19 protein-coding genes and 2 tRNA genes are annotated in these 19,611 nt (G+C 63.8%); 16 read left to right on the top strand and 5 right to left on the bottom strand.

Translation table 11 applies throughout. From position 1 onward, the window contains the following. Positions 1-15: 15 nt before the first annotated feature. From gnd to M8J71_RS06730, 10 genes are all read left to right on the top strand, one after another. On the top strand, positions 16-900 hold the full coding sequence (gnd, locus tag M8J71_RS06775) for a phosphogluconate dehydrogenase (NAD(+)-dependent, decarboxylating) (RefSeq protein ID WP_256247196.1): 885 nt from the start codon (positions 16-18) through the stop codon (positions 898-900). Between the two features lie 45 nt (positions 901-945). Further along, positions 946-2,148: a DNA replication/repair protein RecF gene (gene recF, locus M8J71_RS06770; RefSeq protein ID WP_256247195.1), complete on the top strand. Its 1,203-nt coding sequence runs from the start codon at positions 946-948 to the stop codon at positions 2,146-2,148. After that, a complete protein-coding gene (locus tag M8J71_RS06765) occupies positions 2,141-2,716 on the top strand; it encodes a DUF721 domain-containing protein (protein ID WP_256247194.1) in 576 nt (191 codons plus the stop codon). The genes recF and M8J71_RS06765 overlap by 8 nt, the downstream gene beginning before the upstream one ends. Positions 2,717-3,098: 382 nt before the next feature. Next, on the top strand, positions 3,099-5,189 hold the full coding sequence (gene gyrB / locus M8J71_RS06760; RefSeq protein WP_256247193.1) for a DNA topoisomerase (ATP-hydrolyzing) subunit B: 2,091 nt from the start codon (positions 3,099-3,101) through the stop codon (positions 5,187-5,189). Between the two features lie 55 nt (positions 5,190-5,244). Beyond that, on the top strand, positions 5,245-7,923 hold the full coding sequence (gyrA, locus tag M8J71_RS06755) for a DNA gyrase subunit A (RefSeq protein ID WP_256247192.1): 2,679 nt from the start codon (positions 5,245-5,247) through the stop codon (positions 7,921-7,923). Continuing rightward, entirely contained in the window at positions 7,916-8,623 is a 708-nt protein-coding gene (locus M8J71_RS06750; RefSeq protein WP_256247191.1) for a DUF3566 domain-containing protein, read from the top strand. Before gyrA ends, M8J71_RS06750 begins: the two co-directional genes overlap by 8 nt. A gap of 97 nt (positions 8,624-8,720) precedes the next feature. After that, positions 8,721-8,794, top strand: a tRNA-Ile gene (locus M8J71_RS06745). 8 nt (positions 8,795-8,802) lie between these two features. Beyond that, positions 8,803-8,979 carry a DLW-39 family protein gene (locus M8J71_RS06740; protein WP_374114819.1) on the top strand — a complete coding sequence of 59 codons (177 nt, stop codon included), beginning with the start codon at positions 8,803-8,805 and terminating at the stop codon, positions 8,977-8,979. Between the two features lie 72 nt (positions 8,980-9,051). After that, a tRNA-Ala gene (locus M8J71_RS06735) sits at positions 9,052-9,127 on the top strand. A 77-nt stretch (positions 9,128-9,204) separates the two neighbouring features. Then, positions 9,205-10,155 (top strand): DMT family transporter, encoded by a 951-nt coding sequence (locus tag M8J71_RS06730; protein ID WP_256247190.1) that lies wholly within the window; start codon positions 9,205-9,207, stop codon positions 10,153-10,155. 27 nt (positions 10,156-10,182) lie between these two features. On the opposite strand, the gene M8J71_RS06725 is transcribed toward M8J71_RS06730, so the two are convergent. Then, complete coding sequence (locus M8J71_RS06725; RefSeq protein ID WP_163164957.1) at positions 10,183-11,058, bottom strand: glycosyltransferase; 876 nt, start codon at positions 11,056-11,058, stop codon at positions 10,183-10,185. A 112-nt stretch (positions 11,059-11,170) separates the two neighbouring features. After that, on the bottom strand, positions 11,171-12,109 hold the full coding sequence (locus M8J71_RS06720) for a hypothetical protein (protein WP_256247189.1): 939 nt from the start codon (positions 12,107-12,109) through the stop codon (positions 11,171-11,173). A 155-nt stretch (positions 12,110-12,264) separates the two neighbouring features. Between M8J71_RS06720 and M8J71_RS06715 the strand changes: the two genes are divergently transcribed. The 3 genes from M8J71_RS06715 (at position 12,265) to M8J71_RS06705 (ending at position 14,753) form a co-directional block, all read left to right on the top strand. After that, positions 12,265-12,810, top strand: coding sequence for a peptidylprolyl isomerase (locus tag M8J71_RS06715; protein ID WP_163164953.1), 546 nt, complete (start codon positions 12,265-12,267; stop codon positions 12,808-12,810). 9 nt (positions 12,811-12,819) lie between these two features. Further along, a complete protein-coding gene (locus tag M8J71_RS06710; protein WP_163164951.1) occupies positions 12,820-13,698 on the top strand; it encodes a rhomboid family intramembrane serine protease in 879 nt (292 codons plus the stop codon). A gap of 587 nt (positions 13,699-14,285) precedes the next feature. Continuing rightward, a complete protein-coding gene (locus tag M8J71_RS06705) occupies positions 14,286-14,753 on the top strand; it encodes a carboxymuconolactone decarboxylase family protein (RefSeq protein WP_256247188.1) in 468 nt (155 codons plus the stop codon). Positions 14,754-14,954: 201 nt separating this feature from the next. On the opposite strand, the gene M8J71_RS06700 is transcribed toward M8J71_RS06705, so the two are convergent. Next, complete coding sequence (locus M8J71_RS06700) at positions 14,955-15,590, bottom strand: DNA-3-methyladenine glycosylase I (RefSeq protein WP_256247187.1); 636 nt, start codon at positions 15,588-15,590, stop codon at positions 14,955-14,957. Positions 15,591-15,622: 32 nt separating this feature from the next. After that, positions 15,623-15,874: a cell division protein CrgA gene (locus M8J71_RS06695; protein ID WP_256247186.1), complete on the bottom strand. Its 252-nt coding sequence runs from the start codon at positions 15,872-15,874 to the stop codon at positions 15,623-15,625. Positions 15,875-16,047: 173 nt separating this feature from the next. Between M8J71_RS06695 and M8J71_RS06690 the strand changes: the two genes are divergently transcribed. From M8J71_RS06690 to M8J71_RS06680, 3 genes are read left to right on the top strand one after another with little or no spacing between them, the layout of a single operon-like run. Next, positions 16,048-16,827, top strand: a complete 780-nt coding sequence (locus M8J71_RS06690) for a class E sortase (protein WP_256247185.1) — start codon at positions 16,048-16,050, stop codon at positions 16,825-16,827. 2 nt (positions 16,828-16,829) lie between these two features. After that, a complete protein-coding gene (locus M8J71_RS06685; RefSeq protein ID WP_205484375.1) occupies positions 16,830-17,000 on the top strand; it encodes a hypothetical protein in 171 nt (56 codons plus the stop codon). Further along, the gene (locus tag M8J71_RS06680; RefSeq protein WP_256247184.1) at positions 16,997-17,638 is read left to right on the top strand and encodes an aminodeoxychorismate/anthranilate synthase component II; all 642 of its coding nucleotides are present in this window, start codon (positions 16,997-16,999) and stop codon (positions 17,636-17,638) included. The genes M8J71_RS06685 and M8J71_RS06680 overlap by 4 nt, the downstream gene beginning before the upstream one ends. Positions 17,639-17,656: 18 nt before the next feature. On the opposite strand, the gene pknB is transcribed toward M8J71_RS06680, so the two are convergent. Further along, positions 17,657-19,603 carry a Stk1 family PASTA domain-containing Ser/Thr kinase gene (gene pknB / locus M8J71_RS06675; protein ID WP_256247183.1) on the bottom strand — a complete coding sequence of 649 codons (1,947 nt, stop codon included), beginning with the start codon at positions 19,601-19,603 and terminating at the stop codon, positions 17,657-17,659. Positions 19,604-19,611: the final 8 nt, after the last annotated feature.

Below are 19,611 nucleotides of genomic sequence, written 5' to 3'. Positions count from 1 at the left end.
GAAAGAGGTTCCACCATGCACATCGGACTGATCGGCCTTGGCAAAATGGGATTCAACATGCGCGAACGCCTGCGCAAGGGTGGTGTGGAGGTCACCGGGTATGACCGCAACCCGGACGTCACCGACGCAGGCTCCATCGATGAACTCCTCACTGCTGTTCCAAGTCCGCGGTTGATTTGGGTGATGGTCCCCGCCGGTGACATCACAGACGCCGTCATCAGGGAGCTCAGCGAAAAGCTTGACGAGGGCGACCTCATCATCGACGGCGGCAACTCCCGGTTCACCGAAGACCAGAAGCACGGGGAACTCCTGGCCGCCAAGGGCATCCGCTTCGCGGACTGCGGGGTATCCGGTGGCGTGTGGGGCCTGCAAAACGGTTACGGACTGATGGCCGGCGGCGACGCAGCTGACATCGAGCGGGCACTTCCGGTCTTTGACGCCCTGCGCCCGGAGGGGGAACGCGAGGACAGCTTTGTCCATGTTGGCGGGATTGGTGCAGGCCACTACGCCAAGATGGTGCACAACGGCATCGAGTACGGCCTGATGCAGGCCTACGCCGAGGGGTACCAGCTGCTCGCCTCCAAGGACATCATCACCGATCTGCCAGGCACTTTCCGGGCCTGGCAGAAGGGCACGGTGGTCCGTTCGTGGCTGCTGGACCTGCTGGTCAAGGCACTCGATGAGGATCCGGGCCTGCAAAACATCGACGACTACGTCGAGGACTCCGGTGAAGGCAGGTGGACCGTGGAAGAAGCCATTGCCAACGCGATTCCCGCGCCGGCCATCACGGCCGCGCTCTTCGCGCGCTTCGAGTCCCGCGAGGACAGTTCCCCGGCCATGAAGATGGTGTCCGCACTGCGCCACCAGTTCGGCGGACACGCAACCCGTCCCGCCAAGTAGCCTCCACCGGGAACCTGCGAGGTTCCCAGAATTGCCGAAAACCGCGTGTACCTAGAACACCTTTCCCTGACTGACTTCCGCAGTTACGCGCAGGTCGACCTTGCCCTGGGCCCGGGTGTCACGGTTCTGGTGGGCTACAACGGCATCGGCAAGACCAACCTCATGGAGGCCATCGGTTACCTGGCCACCATGAGCTCCCACCGGGTCAGCTCGGACGGGCCGCTTCTGCGCTTCGGAACTGACCGCGCGCTGGTCCGGGCCAGACTGGTCCGCGGCGGACAAACCACCGTCCTGGAACTGGAAATCAACGCGGGGCGGGCGAACCGCGGACGCATCAACCGGAGTAATCCGGTCCGTGCCCGCGATCTGCTGGGCATCTGCCAGACAGTGCTCTTTGCCCCCGAAGACCTGGCCCTGGTCAAGGGGGACCCCTCAAACCGGCGCCGTTTCCTGGATGAACTGCTCGCCAGCCTTATTCCGCACCACGCGGCCACGCGCAGCGATTACGACCGGGTGCTGAAACAACGCAATGCCCTGCTGAAGTCCGCCCGCGCCGGGAAATTCACCTCCGCCCACGAGGCAACGCTGGATGTGTGGGACCAGCACATGGCCAAAGCCGGCGCCGAGCTGCTCTTTGCCCGGCTTGAACTGGTGGAGCGCCTCCGCCCCCACGTGGCCCGTGCTTATGCTGAGCTGACTGATGGGTCAAAGCCTGCTGACGCCGTCTACCGCTCCACCCTCCAGAACCAGGTGGACGACGACGACGCCCCCGTGGTGCGCACTCCCAGCACCAATGCCGGAGGTACTTCGGCAGACGTGGAAGACCTGCGCCAGCTGACGGTGGATCAGCTAACCGAACGGTACGTGCGTGCCTTCGCCGAAGCGCGCAAAAAGGAACTGGAACGGGGCATTTCCCTGGTGGGCCCGCACCGGGATGAACTGGAGCTGGTCCTGGGCCAGGCACCGGCCAAGGGGTATGCCTCCCACGGGGAAACCTGGTCCATGTGCCTGGCACTGCGGCTCGGTTCGTACTATGTGATGCTGGACGATGCCAGGACCGGAGGCTCAGCCCCCATCCTGATCCTCGACGACGTTTTTGCCGAGCTGGACGTCCAGCGCCGGCGTAAACTGGCGGCAACAGTCTCGGGTGCGGAACAGGTCCTGGTGACTGCCGCCGTCGACGCCGATATACCGGAAGAGCTGTCCGGACGGCGGGTGAAGGTCATCGCGGGAGGTATCGATGAATAGGGACGACGAAAGCGCCGGCGGCAAAGCCCCCCGCCACGACGCCGACGGCCGCACCCCGGACAACATCGACGCACCCCAGGCTGCACTGAACAGAATGCGGGAGGCTGCCGCCGCGCGGGGCGAAATCCGCCGTGCCGCCCCGCGCCCCGGATCCCAAAAGGCCAAAAAGGGCATCCGCGACACCCGCGGTTTCAGCCAGTTCCACGCCACCGGCCGCGACCCCCTGGGCCTCGGCAAAGTAGTGGGCCGCCTGGTGGCCGAACGTGGCTGGACCTCGCCGGTTGCAGTCGGGTCCGTCATGGCAGAGTGGGCCACGCTGGTGGGACCGGAAATCTCCGCCCACTGCACACCCGAAAGCTTCACCGGCACCACTCTGCACGTCCGGTGTGATTCAACCGCCTGGGCCACACAGTTGCGGCTCCTCAGCATGAGCCTGCTGGAGAAATTCCGGGTGGAGCTCGGCGATGGAGTGGTCACCAGCATCCAGGTCCTGGGGCCCTCCGCGCCCAGCTGGCGCAAGGGCGGCAGGTCCGTCAACGGCCGGGGACCCCGGGACACCTACGGATAGCCCGCCGTCGAACTCTTGAAAATCCCCTGATTGCCGTGTAGCGCCCTGGAAGGGCCGGAGGGTGTATAGGCACCCGGAGACCGGACCGTTGGAGCGCCCAAGGCGCGGTCTACGGCCTGCAAAGGGCACATCGACGGCCATCCACGCCCCTGGAATGCGGGGATACCGCTTGTTTCGCGGTAGAATCGTTGGAGATAACTGGGCGCGGGTTAAACGTTGACTGAGTCCGTTTTCCGCACGCTTTCAGCACGCGGACTTCGGATTCCGCCATCAGCTAGTAACCGGCGCTATAAGTTTGTGCCTGCTGGCAGATGACTTTCCTGATGGAACTGGGGAAAGAATCAGCCGGCCATCATCGAGAACAGAGGAGTCGACAGCACCTGTGGCTAACGACAATACAGATATTCTGGCAGCTGAGCCCGCAGTCGAGGATGCCCGCACGCCTGACACCCCGGGGGAAGCTGCCACTCCACGCGAGTACGGCGCCAGCGATATTACTGTCCTTGAAGGCCTCGAGGCAGTGCGGAAGCGCCCGGGCATGTATATCGGCTCCACCGGACCCCGGGGACTCCATCACCTTGTCTACGAAGTGGTGGACAACTCCGTGGACGAGGCCCTGGCCGGCTACTGCACACATATTGAGGTAGTGCTCCAGGCGGACGGCGGCGTTAAGGTCGTTGACGACGGCCGTGGCATTCCGGTGGACATGCACCCCACCGAACACAAACCCACGGTCGAGGTGGTTATGACCATCCTGCATGCCGGCGGCAAGTTCGGCGGTGGCGGCTATGCCGTATCCGGCGGCCTGCACGGTGTGGGTATCTCCGTTGTTAACGCCCTTTCCAGCAGGGTGGACACCGAGGTCCGCCGCCAGGGACACGTCTGGCGGATGTCTTTCGCCGACGGCGGCAAGCCCCAGGGCAGCCTGGTGAAGGGTGAGGAAACCGACCTGACGGGAACCACCCAGACGTTCTACCCGGACGCCGAGATCTTCGAGACCACGGAGTTCGATTTCGAGACGCTGCGCGCCCGCTTCCAGCAGATGGCATTCCTCAACAAGGGGCTGCGCATCACGCTGACTGACGAACGCACCTCTGCCAGCGATAACGACGCCGACGCCGACCTTGACCTCGATGCTGTTGTCACTGAAGGTGAAGTAACCGCCGAGCACCGCACGGTGGTTTACCAGTACGACGAGGGCCTGCTGGACTACGTCAAGCACCTGAATTCCGGCAAGAAGGTGGAAGTGGTCCACGAGGACGTCATCGCCTTCGAGACCGAGGACAAAGAGCGCCGCATCGCCCTGGAAATGGCGATGCAGTGGACCAATGCCTACTCCGAAAGCGTCCACACCTACGCCAACACGATCAACACCCATGAGGGCGGTACGCACGAAGAGGGTTTCCGCGCTGCCATGACGTCCCTGATCAACCGCTACGCGCGCGAAAAGGGAATCATCAAGGAAAAGGACGACAACCTTACCGGTGATGACATCCGTGAGGGCCTCACCGCCGTCATTTCCGTCAAGCTTGCCGAGCCCCAGTTTGAAGGGCAGACCAAGACCAAGCTTGGCAACTCCGAGGTCAAGGGCTTCGTCCAGCGCGTTGTCACCGACGGACTCGGCGACTGGCTGGAACGCAATCCCGGCCCTGCCAGGGACGTCATCCGAAAGGCCATTTCCGCAGCGCAGGCCCGCATGGCGGCCCGCAAGGCCAGGGACAACGCGCGCCGCAAGAGCCCCCTCGAATCCTTTGGTATGCCGGGCAAGCTGTCCGACTGCTCCTCGAAGGATCCGGAGAAGTGCGAGGTCTACATCGTGGAGGGTGACTCCGCCGGCGGTTCCGCCAAGCGCGGCCGGAACCCCGAAACCCAGGCCATCCTCCCGCTGCGCGGCAAGATCCTGAACGTGGAGCGCGCCCGCCTGGACAAGGCGCTGGGCAACGCGGAAGTCCAGTCCATGATCACGGCGTTCGGTACCGGCATCGGTGAAGACTTCGACCTCTCGAAGCTGCGGTACCACAAGATCGTCCTGATGGCCGACGCCGACGTGGACGGCCAGCACATCACTACCCTGCTGATGACCCTGCTGTTCCGCTACATGCGCCCGCTGATCGAAAACGGCTACGTCTACCTGGCCCAGCCGCCGCTGTACAGGATCAAGTGGTCAAATGCTGCCCACGACTACGTCTACAGCGACAGGGAACGCGACGCAAAACTGGTCGCAGGCCAGGCAGCCGGGCGCCGCATCCCCAAGGACAACGGCATCCAGCGCTACAAGGGCCTGGGCGAGATGGACTACACGGAGCTGTGGGACACCACCATGGACCCGGACCACCGCACCCTGCTGCAGGTCACTATGGATGACGCCCTCGCGGCGGACCAGATCTTCTCTGTGCTGATGGGTGAGGACGTGGAATCACGCCGGAACTTCATTCAGCAGAACGCCAAGGACGTCAGGTTCCTGGATATCTAAGCGCGCGTCCTTCGCATATTCCAGAGCTGACATATACCTGAAACGGAAAGAGAAAATGAGCGACGAAACACCCGAGAACCCGGTCCCCGAGGCCGGGAACCCGGACACCGTTCTTGAAGGCGATGTGCTGATCGACCGCGTGGAGCAGGTGGACCTGCAGACGGAAATGCAGCGGTCCTACCTGGACTACGCAATGGCCGTCATCGTGGGCCGTGCCCTTCCGGACGTCCGCGACGGCCTGAAGCCTGTCCACCGCCGCGTGCTTTACGCGATGTTCGACGGCGGCTACCGCCCTGAGCGCTCCTTCAACAAGTGCGCGCGTGTGGTGGGCGAGGTCATGGGCCAGTACCACCCCCACGGCGACACCGCGATCTACGATGCCCTGGTCCGCCTCATCCAGGACTGGACCATGCGGTACCCGCTGGCCCTCGGCCAAGGCAACTTCGGCTCTCCCGGCAACGACGGAGCTGCTGCGCCCCGTTACACCGAGACGAAAATGGCGCCGCTTGCCATGGAGATGGTCCGCGACATCGACGAGGAAACCGTCGATTTCCAGGACAACTACGACGGCAAGAACCAGGAACCCACCATCCTGCCGGCCCGGTTCCCCAACCTGCTGGTCAATGGATCCTCAGGCATCGCCGTCGGCATGGCCACCAACATCCCGCCGCACAACCTCCGCGAGGTAGCCGACGGCGTGCAGTGGTACCTGGCCAACCCGGGAGCCAGCCGCGAAGAACTGCTGGAAGAACTCCTGCTGCGGGTCAAGGGCCCGGATTTCCCCACCGGTGCCACGATCCTTGGGCACAAGGGCATCGAGGATGCCTACCGGACCGGCCGCGGCTCCATCACCATGCGGGCCGTTGTGAACGTGGAGGAGCTGCAGGGACGCACCTGCCTCGTGGTCACGGAACTGCCGTACCAGGCGAACCCGGACAACCTCGCCATCAAGATCGCCGAACTGGTTAAGGACGGCAAGATCCAGGGCATTGCCGACCTGCGCGATGAAACGTCCGGCCGAACCGGCCAGCGGCTGGTCATCGTCCTCAAGCGCGACGCCGTCCCGAAGGTGGTGCTGAACAACCTCTACAAGCACACCGAACTGCAGAGCAACTTCTCCGCCAACATGCTGGCCATTGTGGACGGCGTGCCCCGCACCCTGAGCCTGGATGCCTTCATCAGGCACTGGGTGACCCACCAGATGGATGTCATTGCCCGGCGCACCCGGTACCGGTTGCGCAAGGCCGAGGAAGAAGCGCACATCCTGCGGGCGCTCCTCAAGGCACTGGACATGCTCGATGAGGTCATCGCCCTTATCCGCGCTTCCAACACCACCGAAGCGGCACGCGACGGCCTGATGGAACTGCTGGACATCGACGAGCTGCAGGCACGGGCCATCCTGGACATGCAGCTGCGCCGCCTGGCCGCCCTGGAACGCCAGAAGATCCAGGACCGCCACTCAGAGCTTGAAGCGCTGATCGCTGAGTACAACGAGATCCTCGGCTCCGAGCAGCGCCAGCGCGAGATCATCAGCACCGAGCTTGGCGAGATCGTGGCGAAGCACGGCGACGACCGGCGCACCAAGATCCTTATGGGCTACGACGGCGACATGTCCATGGAGGACCTCATCCCCGAAGAGGAGATGGTTGTCACCATCACCCGCGGCGGCTACGTCAAGCGCACCCGGAGTGACAACTACCGCTCGCAGCAGCGCGGCGGCAAGGGCATAAAGGGTGCCCAGCTCCGCGGCGATGACGTGGTGGAGCACTTCTTCGTCACCACCACCCACCACTGGCTGCTGTTCTTCACCAACCTCGGCCGCGTGTACCGGGCCAAGGCGTACGAGCTGATGGAAGCCGGCCGCGACGCCAAGGGCCAGCACGTGGCCAACCTGATGGCGTTCCAGCCGGACGAGCACATCGCCCAGGTCCTGGACTTGAAGGACTACCAGCAGGCGCCGTACCTGGTTCTCGCCACCAAGCGGGGCCTGGTCAAGAAGACTCGGTTGGAGGACTACGACACCAACCGTTCTGCAGGCGTCATCGCGATCAACCTCCGCGACGGCGACGAACTAGTGTCCGCCCAGCTGGTGTCGGAAACCGATGACCTGCTGCTGGTGTCCCGCAAGGGCCAGTCCATCCGCTTCACGGCCACCGAAGACGCCCTTCGCCCCATGGGCCGGGCAACCTCCGGCGTCACCGGCATGAAGTTCCGCGAAGAGGACGAACTGCTCGCTGCCAACGTGGTGACCGACGGCTCGTTCGTGTTCATTGTCACGGACGGAGGCTACGCCAAGCGCACCGCGGTTGAGGAATACCGGCTGCAGGGCCGCGGCGGCCTGGGCATCAAGGTGGCCAAGCTGGCCGAAGGACGCGGTGACCTGGTGGGAGCGCTGATCGTCCAGGAAGAGGACGAGGTCCTGGTGGTCATGGAGGGCGGCAAGGTTGTCCGTTCCTCGGTTGCCGGCGTCCCGGCCAAGGGGCGCGACACCATGGGCGTCATCTTCGCCAAGCCGGATAAAAATGACCGGATCATCGAGGTGGCGCGCAACAGCGAACGCGGTCTTGAGGGCGAGGAATCGCTTGAGGATGACGTAACGTTGGCTGAAGATGGCGGCTCCCCGGAGGAAGCCGCAGAGTCAGCAGTGGCAGAAGAATCACCGGCCGTTGAGTCAGAGGACGCCTCGGGCGACGCTGAGCCGAACGAAGACAACACGGAGGTAACGAGTGAGTAATCCGGACTCATTTCCCAAGCCGAACACTTCTGTTCCCGAGGGAAGCCGGCCCTCGGCTGCGCCCCGCGTGAACGCTCCTGTTCGCCCCCAGCAGCGGCCGGCAGCTCCCGCAGCTGCCCCCGGCCAACGCCCGTCTGTTCCCGGCCAGCGCCCCGCCCAGGGCGAGCGTCCGACGACGGGACAGCAGGCCCCGCGCACGGCTCCGGGAAATCCCGTGCAGGGTCAGCGCCCCGTGCAGGGCCAGCCCGGCCAGCGCCCCGCACCGGGAAACCCGGTACAGGGCCAGCGTCCCGCCGCGGGCACACCCGGATTGGTGAAGCCGGCACCGAAGGCCAAGGTCAGGCGTGCCCGGCTGCTGGTCAGCAAGGTGGATCCGTGGTCTGTGCTGAAGATGGCGTTCCTGCTGTCGGTGGCGCTGGGGATCGTCACCGTGGTCGCTGCCATCGTCCTGTGGACCGTTCTGGACCTCACGGGGATCTTTGACCAGGTGGACAGCCTGCTGGGCACGCTCGCCGGTTCTGAGGGCGGCGGCTTCGAGCTGAAGAAGGTGGCCAGCCTCGGCCAGGTGGCATCATTCGCCACCATTATTGCCGTAGTGAACGTGGTTCTGCTGACCGCGCTCTCCATGCTGTCTGCCGTTCTATACAACATCGCTGCCACCCTGGTGGGCGGCATTGGCGTCACCCTCACCGACGATTAGGTCCCTGCTTTCACCGGCCAGTTCCCGGTGAAAGCGCCCGATTTGAGATCGGGCCGGGATGTGCTGTAAAGTCATGTCTCGGCCCGATGAGGTATCGGGGCGTATAGCTCAGGCGGTTAGAGCGCTTCGCTGATAACGAAGAGGTCCCAGGTTCAAGTCCTGGTACGCCCACGGAACCTGTGCAGGTTCAAGTGGAGGTTTGGTTCGCATCACTGCGGCCAGACCGGAACGGGGAGCATGTGAAGAAGTTGCTGGTACTGGCAGCCGCAATCGCAGGCGTCCTGGTCTACCGAAAAGCACAGGAATCCGAAGCCCGGAAAACTGTCTGGAGCAAGTCAACCGATACGGTGGACTAGGACGGACGCCCGGTTCCGGGGCTGGTAAGCAGCCCTGAGGTTCTAGGGTATGATTGACGGGTTGCTTCTTATGGGGGCATGGCGCAATTGGTAGCGCACCTGCTTTGCAAGCAGGGGGTTCGGGGTTCGAGTCCCCGTGCCTCCACCATAAGGAAGTCCCGGTCAGCGGAAACGCTGACCGGGACTTTTGCTTTGCCCCGCAGCACCCGACATTAGGGTTGGACAGTGAACTTCTTTCTCGCGGCCCTGGGGGTGCTGGGCGTTGCGTCGTCCGGCCCCCTGATAGCGGCAACGCTTGGGGCAACCAGCGTCAGCGCGCTGGCCATAGCCTTCTGGCGCAATGCCATTGGCGCCGCTGTCATGGCGACGCCCACCCTCATTCGGGAGCCAGCCCAGTTTGGCAGGGTCACAAAGGCCGAGTTCCGCTGGTCCGTCCTGGCCGCCGTCGCGCTGGCCCTGCACTTCGCCTGCTTCATCACCTCACTGCAACTGACGTCCGTTGCCGCAGCCACAGCCCTGGTCTGCCTCCAGTCGGCGTGGATCGCCGTCTTCCAGCTCTTCAGGGGAACCCGGCACCGGTGGCAGGTACTGGCCGGACTGGGCATCGCGTTCGCCGGTGTGGTGGCCATTACCGGCTTCGACCTGGGCACGTCACCCGAAGCCCTGCTGGGCGACCTGTTGGCTGTGGCTGGCGGCGCCCTTGCCGGGCTGTACACACTGGCCGGAGGCAAGGCGAGGCAGAGCATGACCACGGGAACCTACACCACGCTGTGCTACGGCATGTGCGCGGCGCTGGTGGCCTTGCTGGCCCTGCTGGGCGGACAGCCGCTGGTGGGGTTCGAGGCGGCCGGCTGGCTGGGCATCGCAGCCATTACGGTCTGCGCGCAGCTCATCGGGCACACAGCGTTCAACCACCTGCTGGCCACCATGAGTCCGCTTTTGGTGTCGATGATCATCCTGCTGGAGATCCCCGGAGCCGCCCTCCTCGCAGCGCTCTTCCTGCAGGAGGTGCTCCCCGCCGGTACGTACGCCGGACTGGCGCTCATCCTGGTGGGACTCGCCGTCGTCGTCCTCGGGCAAAAGTCCGGAAGGGCAGGGCGGCGTAGCCGTGCGGCAGGAACAGGCAATGCTGATGGGCCGCCGGAGCGTCCCCTGGCGGAACTGGGGACGGACTGACCTGTGCAGGTTCAGCTGCCGAAGGGTCTACTGGCCGCCGCGGCGCACGGGCTGGGCCGTATTGACCGTGTGGATGGCCCGGAGGAGTTTGGCCGGGAAATACACCGAGAAGAACACCACCATGGGCGCTTTGAGTGCCATCTTCTTGACGTTGTGGGCCTTGTAGGTACGGTCAAACCGGGTGACGTAGAAGCGGTAGTCGCGCGGTGAGTCCTCCAGCCGGCGGGCCGACATGCCGGAAACCATCTGCGGACAGTAACTGATCTTCAGGTCGTGGTCCGCCAGGTGCAGCGAAAGGTCGATGTCCTCATGCATCTCGTCCTTTTCGTCGCGGCAGGTCTCGGACCGGATGACTTGCCAGGCTGAGGAACGCAGGGCCATGTTGGAGCCGAACAGGAAGTGGTACTGGTGTTTGGCCAGCTTCAGCATAAGCTGGCGCATCTTGTCGTCAGCTTTCAGGCCGAAGCGGCGCATGGGCATGTCGTAATAGACCACGGGACCGGTGGCCGCCTGGACGGATGTGTCCAGGAAGGCCCGCTGCACCTGTTCCACCCAGTCCGGCTCCACCACGGAGTCCGCGTCAATACGGCCGAGGATGTCCCCGGTGGCGTTGTCCAAGCCGTAGTTCCGGGTGGGAATGAGGCCCTGTTCCTTGTCCTGGCTCAGCAGGACGATGGGGCTTTCCGGATATTCGAGCTGCATCTGGCGCACAATGTCCGCGGTGCGGTCCTTTGACAGGTTGTCCACCACGATGATCTCGTGGGCCGGGACGGACTGGTAGATGGCAGCAATAAGGCACTGCCGGATCACGCTCTCCTCGTTGTATGCCGGGATAACGATTGACACGCGGGGCAGTTCTGCTGCGTCGTTCAAGGCATCCTCAGAGGATTGATCGGCTGACATCAGTCCAAATCTAGCATCGATCAGATGCGCCTCCCGGGAGGGCGGCTGTGCCCGGAGACGAATGAGGGGCCCCGCCTCAAAGGCAGGGCCCCTCATTCGGACATCCGGACTGCTAGGACTGGGTGGTTCCCTTGTCCGCACCGCTGCTGCTGGATGCGATGTTCCTGGTGGCCGTCTTGGCATCGGTGGCCACTGATGCAGTGCTGCTGGAAACGTCCTCAGCCACATCCTCCGCCACATGCTTTGCCTTCTCCGCGGCGTCTCCCGCCGTGTCCTTGGCAGCCTCGGCCATCTCGGAGGCGGAGCCGGTGGTTGCTTCCGGGACATCGTTCACTGTGGTGGCCGGAACCGGCGCGGGCGTGCCCGTGCCGGCAACAGGTGAGGGCGTCTTCCACGGATCCTCGACCGGCTTGGAGGCTTTCCAGGCCGCTACGCCGGCGGCAACTGCTGCGGCGATCACACCGAAGACCAGCCAGCCGCGCTTCTTCGGGGCCTCGGGCTCCGCGAGCTGAACGGTTGCCGTGCGGCCGGCTTGGGTGGCCGCTGCCTTGAGCTGCGTCCCGGTGGCCAGGGCCTGCTCCTGGATGGCGTGGATGATTCCCACGTCGCCAAGCTTCTGGGCAACGGCGTCCACGCGGGCGGGTGTGTTTTCCAGCGTCCGGTGCACAACGCTGGATGCGGAACCGATCTGGTCGGACAGGCGGGGCAGGTATTCCACCACCACGCGGTCACGGGCATTAAGGATGACGGGCGTGGCCTTGTCCAGGGCCTCATGCAGCCGCGGCGAAGCGCCGTCCACTGCATCGTTGATCCGCGGAGCGAGCTGGGCCAGGCCGTCCTGGATGCGGGGGGTCACCACGGCCACACCGTCCGCTGCCCTGTGGGCCGCGGTCTTCAGGCCTTCCTGGATCTTGGGAGATGCGGTATCCAGGCTGTGCTGCAGCCGGTCCACGGCTGCTTCCACGCGGGGGGATGCCCAATCCTTGGCATTTTCCATGGCGCCAATGACTGACAGCTCAAGGTCACGGGCAATACGATCCGATTTCTTCACAACTACCTCCCGAATTAATGTGACGGTCTGTGGTTAGCCTACGTGCCTTGGTCTTCACCGGCTATTCTCTCTGCGGATTTTAGGCGGATTTCACCCAGCGCGGAACTGATGCAACAGCCATCACCACCCCGGACCGCCGTGGAAGAATGGCCTTTATGACTGCAATCGCAACCGCAAAAGCAACCATCCACACCAGCCTTGGCGACATCGTCGTCAACCTCTTCGGCAACCACGCGCCCAAGACGGTCAAGAACTTCGTTGGCCTCGCCACCGGCGAGCAGACGTGGACCCACCCGGAGACGGGCGAGGAGAAGACGGGCACGCCGCTGTACAACGGCACCATCTTCCACCGCATCATCAAGGACTTCATGATCCAGGCCGGCGATCCCCTGGGCCGCGGCACCGGCGGACCCGGATACCGGTTCGACGACGAGATCCACCCCGAGCTCAGCTTCAACCAGCCCTACAAGCTGGCCATGGCCAACGCCGGGATCCAAATGGGCAAGGGCACTAACGGTTCACAGTTCTTCATCACCACCATCCCCACCGACTGGCTCCAGGGCAAGCACAGCATCTTTGGTGAGGTGGCCGACGACGAATCCAAGAAGGTTGTCGACGCCATCGAGGGCGTGCGCACCGGCATGGGTGACCGCCCGGTGGAGGACGTCACCATCAACAGCATCGACATCGAACAGCTGTAATCCCCACCCATGAGTTACGGAGTTCCGTCGGCCGAGCCGTCCGCACAGGTTCCGGTGTGCCCGCGGCATCCGGACCGGCCTTCCTATGTCCGCTGTCAGCGGTGCGGGCGGCCGGCGTGCCCCGACTGCCAGCGGGCGGCCGCCGTCGGATTCCAATGCGTTGACTGCGTCAACGAGACAAGCCGGACGACGCCCCAGGTGCGGACGGTCTACGGCGGCGCCGTAGCGTCCGGCAAACCGGTGGTCACGTACGGGATTATTGCCCTTTGTGCGGTGATGTACGTGCTCCAATGGGTGGTTCCCGGCCAGGTGGTCTACGAGCAGTTCGCCTACAACAACGTCTTCGCTACCCCTGAGTACGGGGCGTTTGAGCCATGGCGGATGCTGACCGCGGCTTTCCTGCACTCGCCGGATTCCGTCCTGCACATCGCCTTGAACATGTACACGCTGTGGATCTTCGGCCAGGCCCTCGAGCCACTCCTGGGCCGTGCCCGATTTCTGGCGCTGTACCTGATCTCGGCCGTAGGCGGCTCCGTTGGATATCTGCTCCTGAATCCCGTGCTGGTACCCGGACAAGGGCTGGTGGGAGTTGTGGGCGCTTCAGGCGCCATCTTCGGCCTCTTCGGCGCCATGCTGCTGGTGCAGCGGCACCGTGGCGGCGATACCCGCCAGCTGTGGGTGCTGATTGCCATCAACGGCGTGATTGGTTTCCTCATCCCGCAGATCGCGTGGCAGGCGCACTTGGGTGGCCTGGTAACGGGTGCCCTTTGCGCGGCAATCCTTGCCTACACTCCCCGCGGACGGCGGCAGGGCCTCATCCAGGCAGCGGGCCTGGTGGCGGTCGTGCTGCTGCTGGCCGTTGCCAGCTGGGTGAAAATCTCGATGTAGCCACACAGGCATGCAGCCCGAAGGGCTGACGCCGTCCCGTTCTCAAGAGGGCCCCGACATGACCAATGTCGGGGCTTTTCTTATCCACAGGACTTATCCACAGTGTTGGTAACTTACACGCCTGTAGTTCGACCAGGGAAACCGGTTTTCCCGCTAGTTCGCGGGAATTCCGGGAAGCAGGACGGCCTACAATCCACATCTGTGGATAACTCTTGGGGATAGTGCTGTGCTTAAGTGGACAAAAGCCCGAAAAAGCAGTCCTCTGTGGATAAAGCAGTGGAAGACAATCCGGATGGGCAGCATCCCTGGCTTTCATGGGCAGCTTTCAACAGCCTTTTGCACAGTGTTAATAAGTGACAGCGCGGTAATCGCGTGGCCGAAATTGCCCGCACCGCGGTGCGAGAAGAGTGACGACCCGCCTGTAGCTTCCGCAGTTTCCACAGTTGTGGATAACTTGTGGGTATCGCAGTGTTGGTAAGTGGACAACCTGGCCCGAGTAGTTGAAGCTAGGTGCCAGTCCGCAGTTCCAACGCAGGTTGCCTGCCACTTTTTGCGCCTGCCATTGCCGTCCGACCCAGGAGTACCTATTGAGCGCCACCACGCAGCACATCTTCCTCGACAAGCAACATCCTGTCCTCTGGCGGGCACTGAACGGGTTGGGGATTAAAGTGCGGGAGGCCGCAGAGGCCGCCGGACTGGACGGGAAGACAGTGGAGCTCCTGCACGTCCGGATATCGCAGCTCAACGGCTGCGCTTACTGCCTGGATCTCCATGTCAGGGATGCCCTCAAAGCGGGCGAGAGCGGACAGCGCCTGGCGGTGCTCCCCGCGTGGCGCGAGACGGCCCTCTTCACCGAAAAGGAACGGGCCGCCCTTGCACTGGCCGAAAGCATCACCGAGTTGCCGGACCATCATGCCCAAGCCCAGGAGGAAGCGTTCGCGCGCGAGCACCTGACCGAAGAGGAGTTCTCGATTGTCAGTTGGTTGGCAATCACTATGAACGCATTCAACCGGATATCCATCACCAGCCACCACCCCGTCCGCCGGGAGCGCTAATCGTCCGCCCGGACCCTAAGGACAGGCCCTACCCGGAGGGCTTGGTTATCCACAGGTCTTCCACACTGTTAATAACTGCATCCGGGTGGCATGATTGGCCCGATCCCGCTGCTTGGCGGTCGTAAGGCTGGCTTTCTACTGGTCCACTCAGGTTTTCAACAATGTGGATAACTTTCCCAACAGTTGGGGAAAACCAGGGAATCAGGCGTGGGGCTGCGGCCAGATTCCTGAAGATCCACGGCGGTGGCTGTCCAACAGGTGCGTATCCACCATGCCGATGGCTTCCATGAGGGCAAACATGGTGGTGGGACCGACGAAGGAGAATCCCTTCTTCCGCAAGGCCTTGGACAGGGCAACCGACTCCGGGGACTGGGTGGGGATATCGGTGTGGACTGCAGGACGGGGTGTGTCTGTTGGTTTGAACTGCCAGACAAACTCCACCAGGCCGCCTTCCTGGCGCAGCGCGAGTGTGGCGTGTGCATTTGCCACAGCGGACCGGATTTTCAGCCGGTTCCGGACGATGCCCGGATCCTGCAGCAGCCGATCGACGTCGGCTTCGGTAAACAGCGCTACCGCATCCGGGTTGAAGCCCGCAAAGGCGGCCCGGAACGCAGGGCGCTTCCGGAGGATGGTGGCCCAGGAAAGTCCTGCTTGAAACCCCTCCAGGCAGATACGCTCGTAGAGCCCCTGTTCGTCGGTGACAGGAAGGCCCCACTCATTGTCGTAATAGTCGCGCAGGAGTGGGTCAGTGGACGCCCACGCAGGCCGGGCGAGGCCGTCCCCGCCGACGACTGCACCGCCGTGGGCAGGCCGGTCAGAGGCTGGACCACCGCTCACCGTTGTGCCGAGGGCTGGCCCGCCGCCAGGAATTATGAGCGCCACCGGGTGGTCATGAGGAAGCCGATGATTGCGATGCCGAAGCCGGCCACGATGTTCCACGATTCCCACGCCGCAACCGGCAGCCGGCCTTCGCTGATGTAGAACGTGATGATCCAGAAGAGGCCGATGATCATCAGGCCGAACATAACCGGCTTGAACCAGACGGGGTTGGGCTTGTAGGCCTGCGACGAAGCCTGCTGGGGGGTGCTGGCGGTCTTCTTGCGAGGCTTTGACTCGGGCACGGGTTCTCCTTGGCGGGCTGAGGCAAGCTCGGCGTTCCGGGCTTGATATCCTGCAAGAAGGAAGTTGCCAGCGGTCTGCGCGATCTTGGTCAAATCTGGATTCTTACTAGCAGCCAATTCTAGCCGTAGTCATGGGTCACCAACGCCCATCGCAACCGCCGGGAGGAGAACCCGTGGTACTGCAGGAGAAGGCGCGGCCAGCTGCTGCGCCGGCTGCCGGCGTCGTCATTTTGCGCGGGGCAGTCCTGGTGGTGGGTGAGCTGCTCATTACAGCGGGGATCATTCTTCTTCTTTTTGTTGCCTGGCAGCTGTGGTGGACCAACGTGGAGTCAGACGCCAAGCAGAGCGAAGTCATCAAGGAGTTTGCACAGGACCTCGGTGCTGCCGCTCCAGCCGCCCCGGACGCGCCGGCAGCCCCTGAAGATTTCGGTCCGCCCGCAGTTTCGGCAGCGCCCGGCCACGCCGGCACCATCGGGATAATGTACATTCCCCGGTTCGGCGAAAACTACACCCGGCCCATCGTCCAGGGGACCACCAGTGACGTACTGGACACGCTCGGGTTGGGGCACTACACCAACACGGCCATGCCTGGAGCGGTTGGTAATTTCGCTGTTGCAGGGCATCGCCAGACCCATGGTGCGGTCCTGGACAATATCCACACCCTGGTTCCCGGGGACAAGATCTACGTCCAGACCAAGGACGGATACTACGTGTATGTCTTCCGCAACAACCAGATCGTGATGCCGTCGCGAACGGACGTCCTGGAGCCTGTGCCCACTCTTCCGGGCGTCACCCCCACGGAAAGATTCCTCACCATGACCAGCTGCAACCCCCGCTTCGGGGCGGAAGAACGCATTATCGCCTACGCGCTGCTGGACAGCTGGCGCCCTGCATCAGCCGGTCCGCCTGTTGAAATCGCAGCCCAGGTTGCTGCAGCGATTGGAAAGGGCTGAGCATGTACGGCTGGATTTTCCGCCATCTTCCAGGGCCTTTGTGGCTGCGGATCGCCACCTCGCTGGTGCTGATCGCCGGCGCACTGGTATTGATGGTTCAGTTCCTTTTCCCGTGGATGTCCGAGTACACCCAATTCACCGACTCAACGATTGGTTCCGTAAGCCAGCCATGACCCCAACCAAGATCCTCGTGGTGGATAACTACGACAGCTTCGTCTACACCCTGGTGGGCTACCTCCAGGAGCTTGGCGCCGAGACCACAGTGGTCCGCAACGACGACGTCACCCTGGCGGAGGCCACCGAACTGGCCGGCACCCGCGACGGCGTGTTGATCTCTCCCGGCCCTGGCAACCCGGCTGAAGCCGGGGTCTGCATCGAACTCATCAAATGGTGTGGCGAGAACAGCGTGCCCATGTTCGGCGTGTGCCTGGGACACCAGGCGCTGGCGGAGGCATTCGGGGGCAAGGTGACCCATGCCCCGGAGCTTATGCACGGGAAGACCTCCCTGGTGGAACACATCGGGACCAGTGTCTTTTCGGGGCTCCCCTCCCCCGTCACGGCCACCCGCTACCACTCCCTCGCTGCGGTGCGGGACACGCTTCCCGATGTCCTGGAAGTGACGGCGGAAACCGCGTCAGGCGTGGTGATGGGGCTCCAGCATCGGACCGCACCCCTGTGCGGTGTGCAGTTCCACCCGGAATCCGTGCTGACTGAAGGCGGCTACCAGATGCTGGGGAACTGGCTCGAGTCCCTGGGCATGAAGGGCGCGGCTGCGCGGGCAGCCAAGCTGAGCCCGCTCATCCAGCACTGACCTGTTGCGGCCTGCCGTTCAGTCGTCATCCTTCTTGGTGGATGTCGGCGTGGGCGTCGGGGTCGGAGAGGGGCTTGGCGGCGGAGGCGGCGCCTTGGCGACCACGATGGTGACAGTCTTGCCCTGCTCCACTGCCGCGTTAACGGCGTCGCCCTGATCCGTGACCCTGCCTGGTTCCACCTGCGCGTTCTCCGCTTCAACCACGGCGGGTACCAGGCCCAGTTCCTTCAAAGCCGCTTCTGCTTCTTCCCGGGTCCGTCCGCGGAGTTCGGGGACGGCGACCTTGCCGGTGGACACCACCAGCTCAACGCTTGTGCCCACGCCGACGCTCTGTCCCGGGGCGGGGCTTGTGGTGATCACGATGCCTGCCGGGACTGTGGGGCTGTTGGCGGTGGTGGTTGAGGGAGCGCCCACCAACCCGATCTGGCGCAGCATGTCCCGGGCAGCAGCTTCAGTCTTGCCCGGCAGGCTGTCTGGAATCTTGACGGCGCTGGGCCCGTCGGAGATATTCAGGACCACCTCGGCTCCCGGATCTACGGCGACACCGGACGCAGGATCCGTTCCGATGGCAGTGCCCTTGGGTACCGTGTCATGTTGTGCGCGGGCGATTCTGGGCACGAGGTCCGCGCCGTAGAGCTCCTGCAGGGCAGCAGACTCAGTCATCGCCGCCACCGCCGGAATCGAAACCTTCGGCGGCGGCGGTGCCGGGCGGTTCACGATGCTGTACAGCCACAGCCCGCCGCCGGCCAGGACGAGGACGGTGAAGATCACCAGGGTGGTGATCCACGCACGACGGCGGGACTTTTGCCGTGCGGTCCGCTCGCGTTCCAAAGGCAGGCCGAGGAGCAACTCATCCCGTGTGGAAGGTTCGTAAGCGCCGGGACCGGGGCTGCCGCCGGCGTCGGCCGGGGTGCTCAAGGCAGTGAGCCGTCCCGTAGGTGCATCATCCAGGAAGCTCGCGCCCGTAACAGCAAAGGCTTCAGTGGCGGGGGAAGAGGACGGGGTTGGGACGTGGTCGTTGGGATCGGTGGGAGCCTCCGAGGGCGATGCCGCCGCAACAGGAATACCGGCCCTTGCGGCGCGCAGGGCACGCTGGAACGCTGCCGCATCCTGGAACCTGTCGTCGCGGTTCTTCTGCAGTGCCTTGGCAAGCACGGTGTCCAGTGCCGGCGAAATTTCCGGGTTCAGGCTGCTCGCGGGTGCCGGGATTTCACGCACGTGCTGGTATGCCACGGACACGGGACTGTCGCCAACGAACGGCGGGCGCGAGGTCAGCATTTCATACAGGAGGCAGGCGGCAGAGTAGAGGTCACTGCGCGCATCCACTGTTTCACCGCGGGCCTGCTCAGGTGACAGGTACTGCGCGGTGCCCACCACGGCCTGCGTCTGGGTCATAGTGGCCGAGGAATCGGCCATGGCACGGGCGATGCCGAAGTCCATGACCTTCACCGAGTCACTGCCGGGGCAGTACATCACGTTGGCCGGCTTGATGTCCCGGTGCACGATCCCCGCCTTGTGGCTGTACTCGAGGGCTCCGAGTACGCCCAGGCAGTAATCGATGGCGTGGTCGATAGTGACATCGTTGGCCCGGATAAGATCGCGGATGGTCTTGCCCTCAACGAACTCCATCACGATGTACGGCACGCGGACGTTGTCATGCGAACCGTCGTGGACGAGGTGCTCGCCGGTATCGTAAATAGCCACAATGGACGGGTGGTTCAGCGCCGCCACGGCCTGCGCTTCGCGCTTGAAGCGCGCCTGGAACTGGGGATCACGTGCAAGGTCCGCGCGCAGCAGTTTAATGGCCACGGTGCGTCCGAGCCGGGTGTCCAAGCCGCGGTGAACGTCCGCCATTCCTCCCCGGCCAATAAGGTTGCCCACCTCGTACCGTCCGCTCAGGACACGTTTGCTATCCACCGGGAGGCTGTCCTCCCGGTGCAACGGTGTGCGCGCTGACTCGTTCATTGGCTGTC

The organism is Pseudarthrobacter sp. R1, from assembly GCF_024494415.1.
Lineage (GTDB): Bacteria > Actinomycetota > Actinomycetes > Actinomycetales > Micrococcaceae > Arthrobacter.
This window is presented reverse-complemented; position numbering and strand designations above follow the sequence as displayed.

Bases quoted from the DNA above. Each gene is read 5' to 3' on its own strand.
- M8J71_RS06725 (WP_163164957.1), bottom strand. From the start codon at position 11,058: ATGTCAGCCGATCAATCCTCTGAGGATGCCTTGAACGACGCAGCAGAA.
- pknB (WP_256247183.1), bottom strand. From the start codon at position 19,603: ATGAACGAGTCAGCGCGCACACCGTTGCACCGGGAGGACAGCCTCCCG.
- M8J71_RS06715 (WP_163164953.1), top strand. From the start codon at position 12,265: ATGACTGCAATCGCAACCGCAAAAGCAACCATCCACACCAGCCTTGGC.
- M8J71_RS06710 (WP_163164951.1), top strand. From the start codon at position 12,820: ATGAGTTACGGAGTTCCGTCGGCCGAGCCGTCCGCACAGGTTCCGGTG.
- gyrA (WP_256247192.1), top strand. From the start codon at position 5,245: ATGAGCGACGAAACACCCGAGAACCCGGTCCCCGAGGCCGGGAACCCG.
- gnd (WP_256247196.1), top strand. From the start codon at position 16: ATGCACATCGGACTGATCGGCCTTGGCAAAATGGGATTCAACATGCGC.
- M8J71_RS06685 (WP_205484375.1), top strand. From the start codon at position 16,830: ATGTACGGCTGGATTTTCCGCCATCTTCCAGGGCCTTTGTGGCTGCGG.
- M8J71_RS06765 (WP_256247194.1), top strand. From the start codon at position 2,141: ATGAATAGGGACGACGAAAGCGCCGGCGGCAAAGCCCCCCGCCACGAC.
- M8J71_RS06680 (WP_256247184.1), top strand. From the start codon at position 16,997: ATGACCCCAACCAAGATCCTCGTGGTGGATAACTACGACAGCTTCGTC.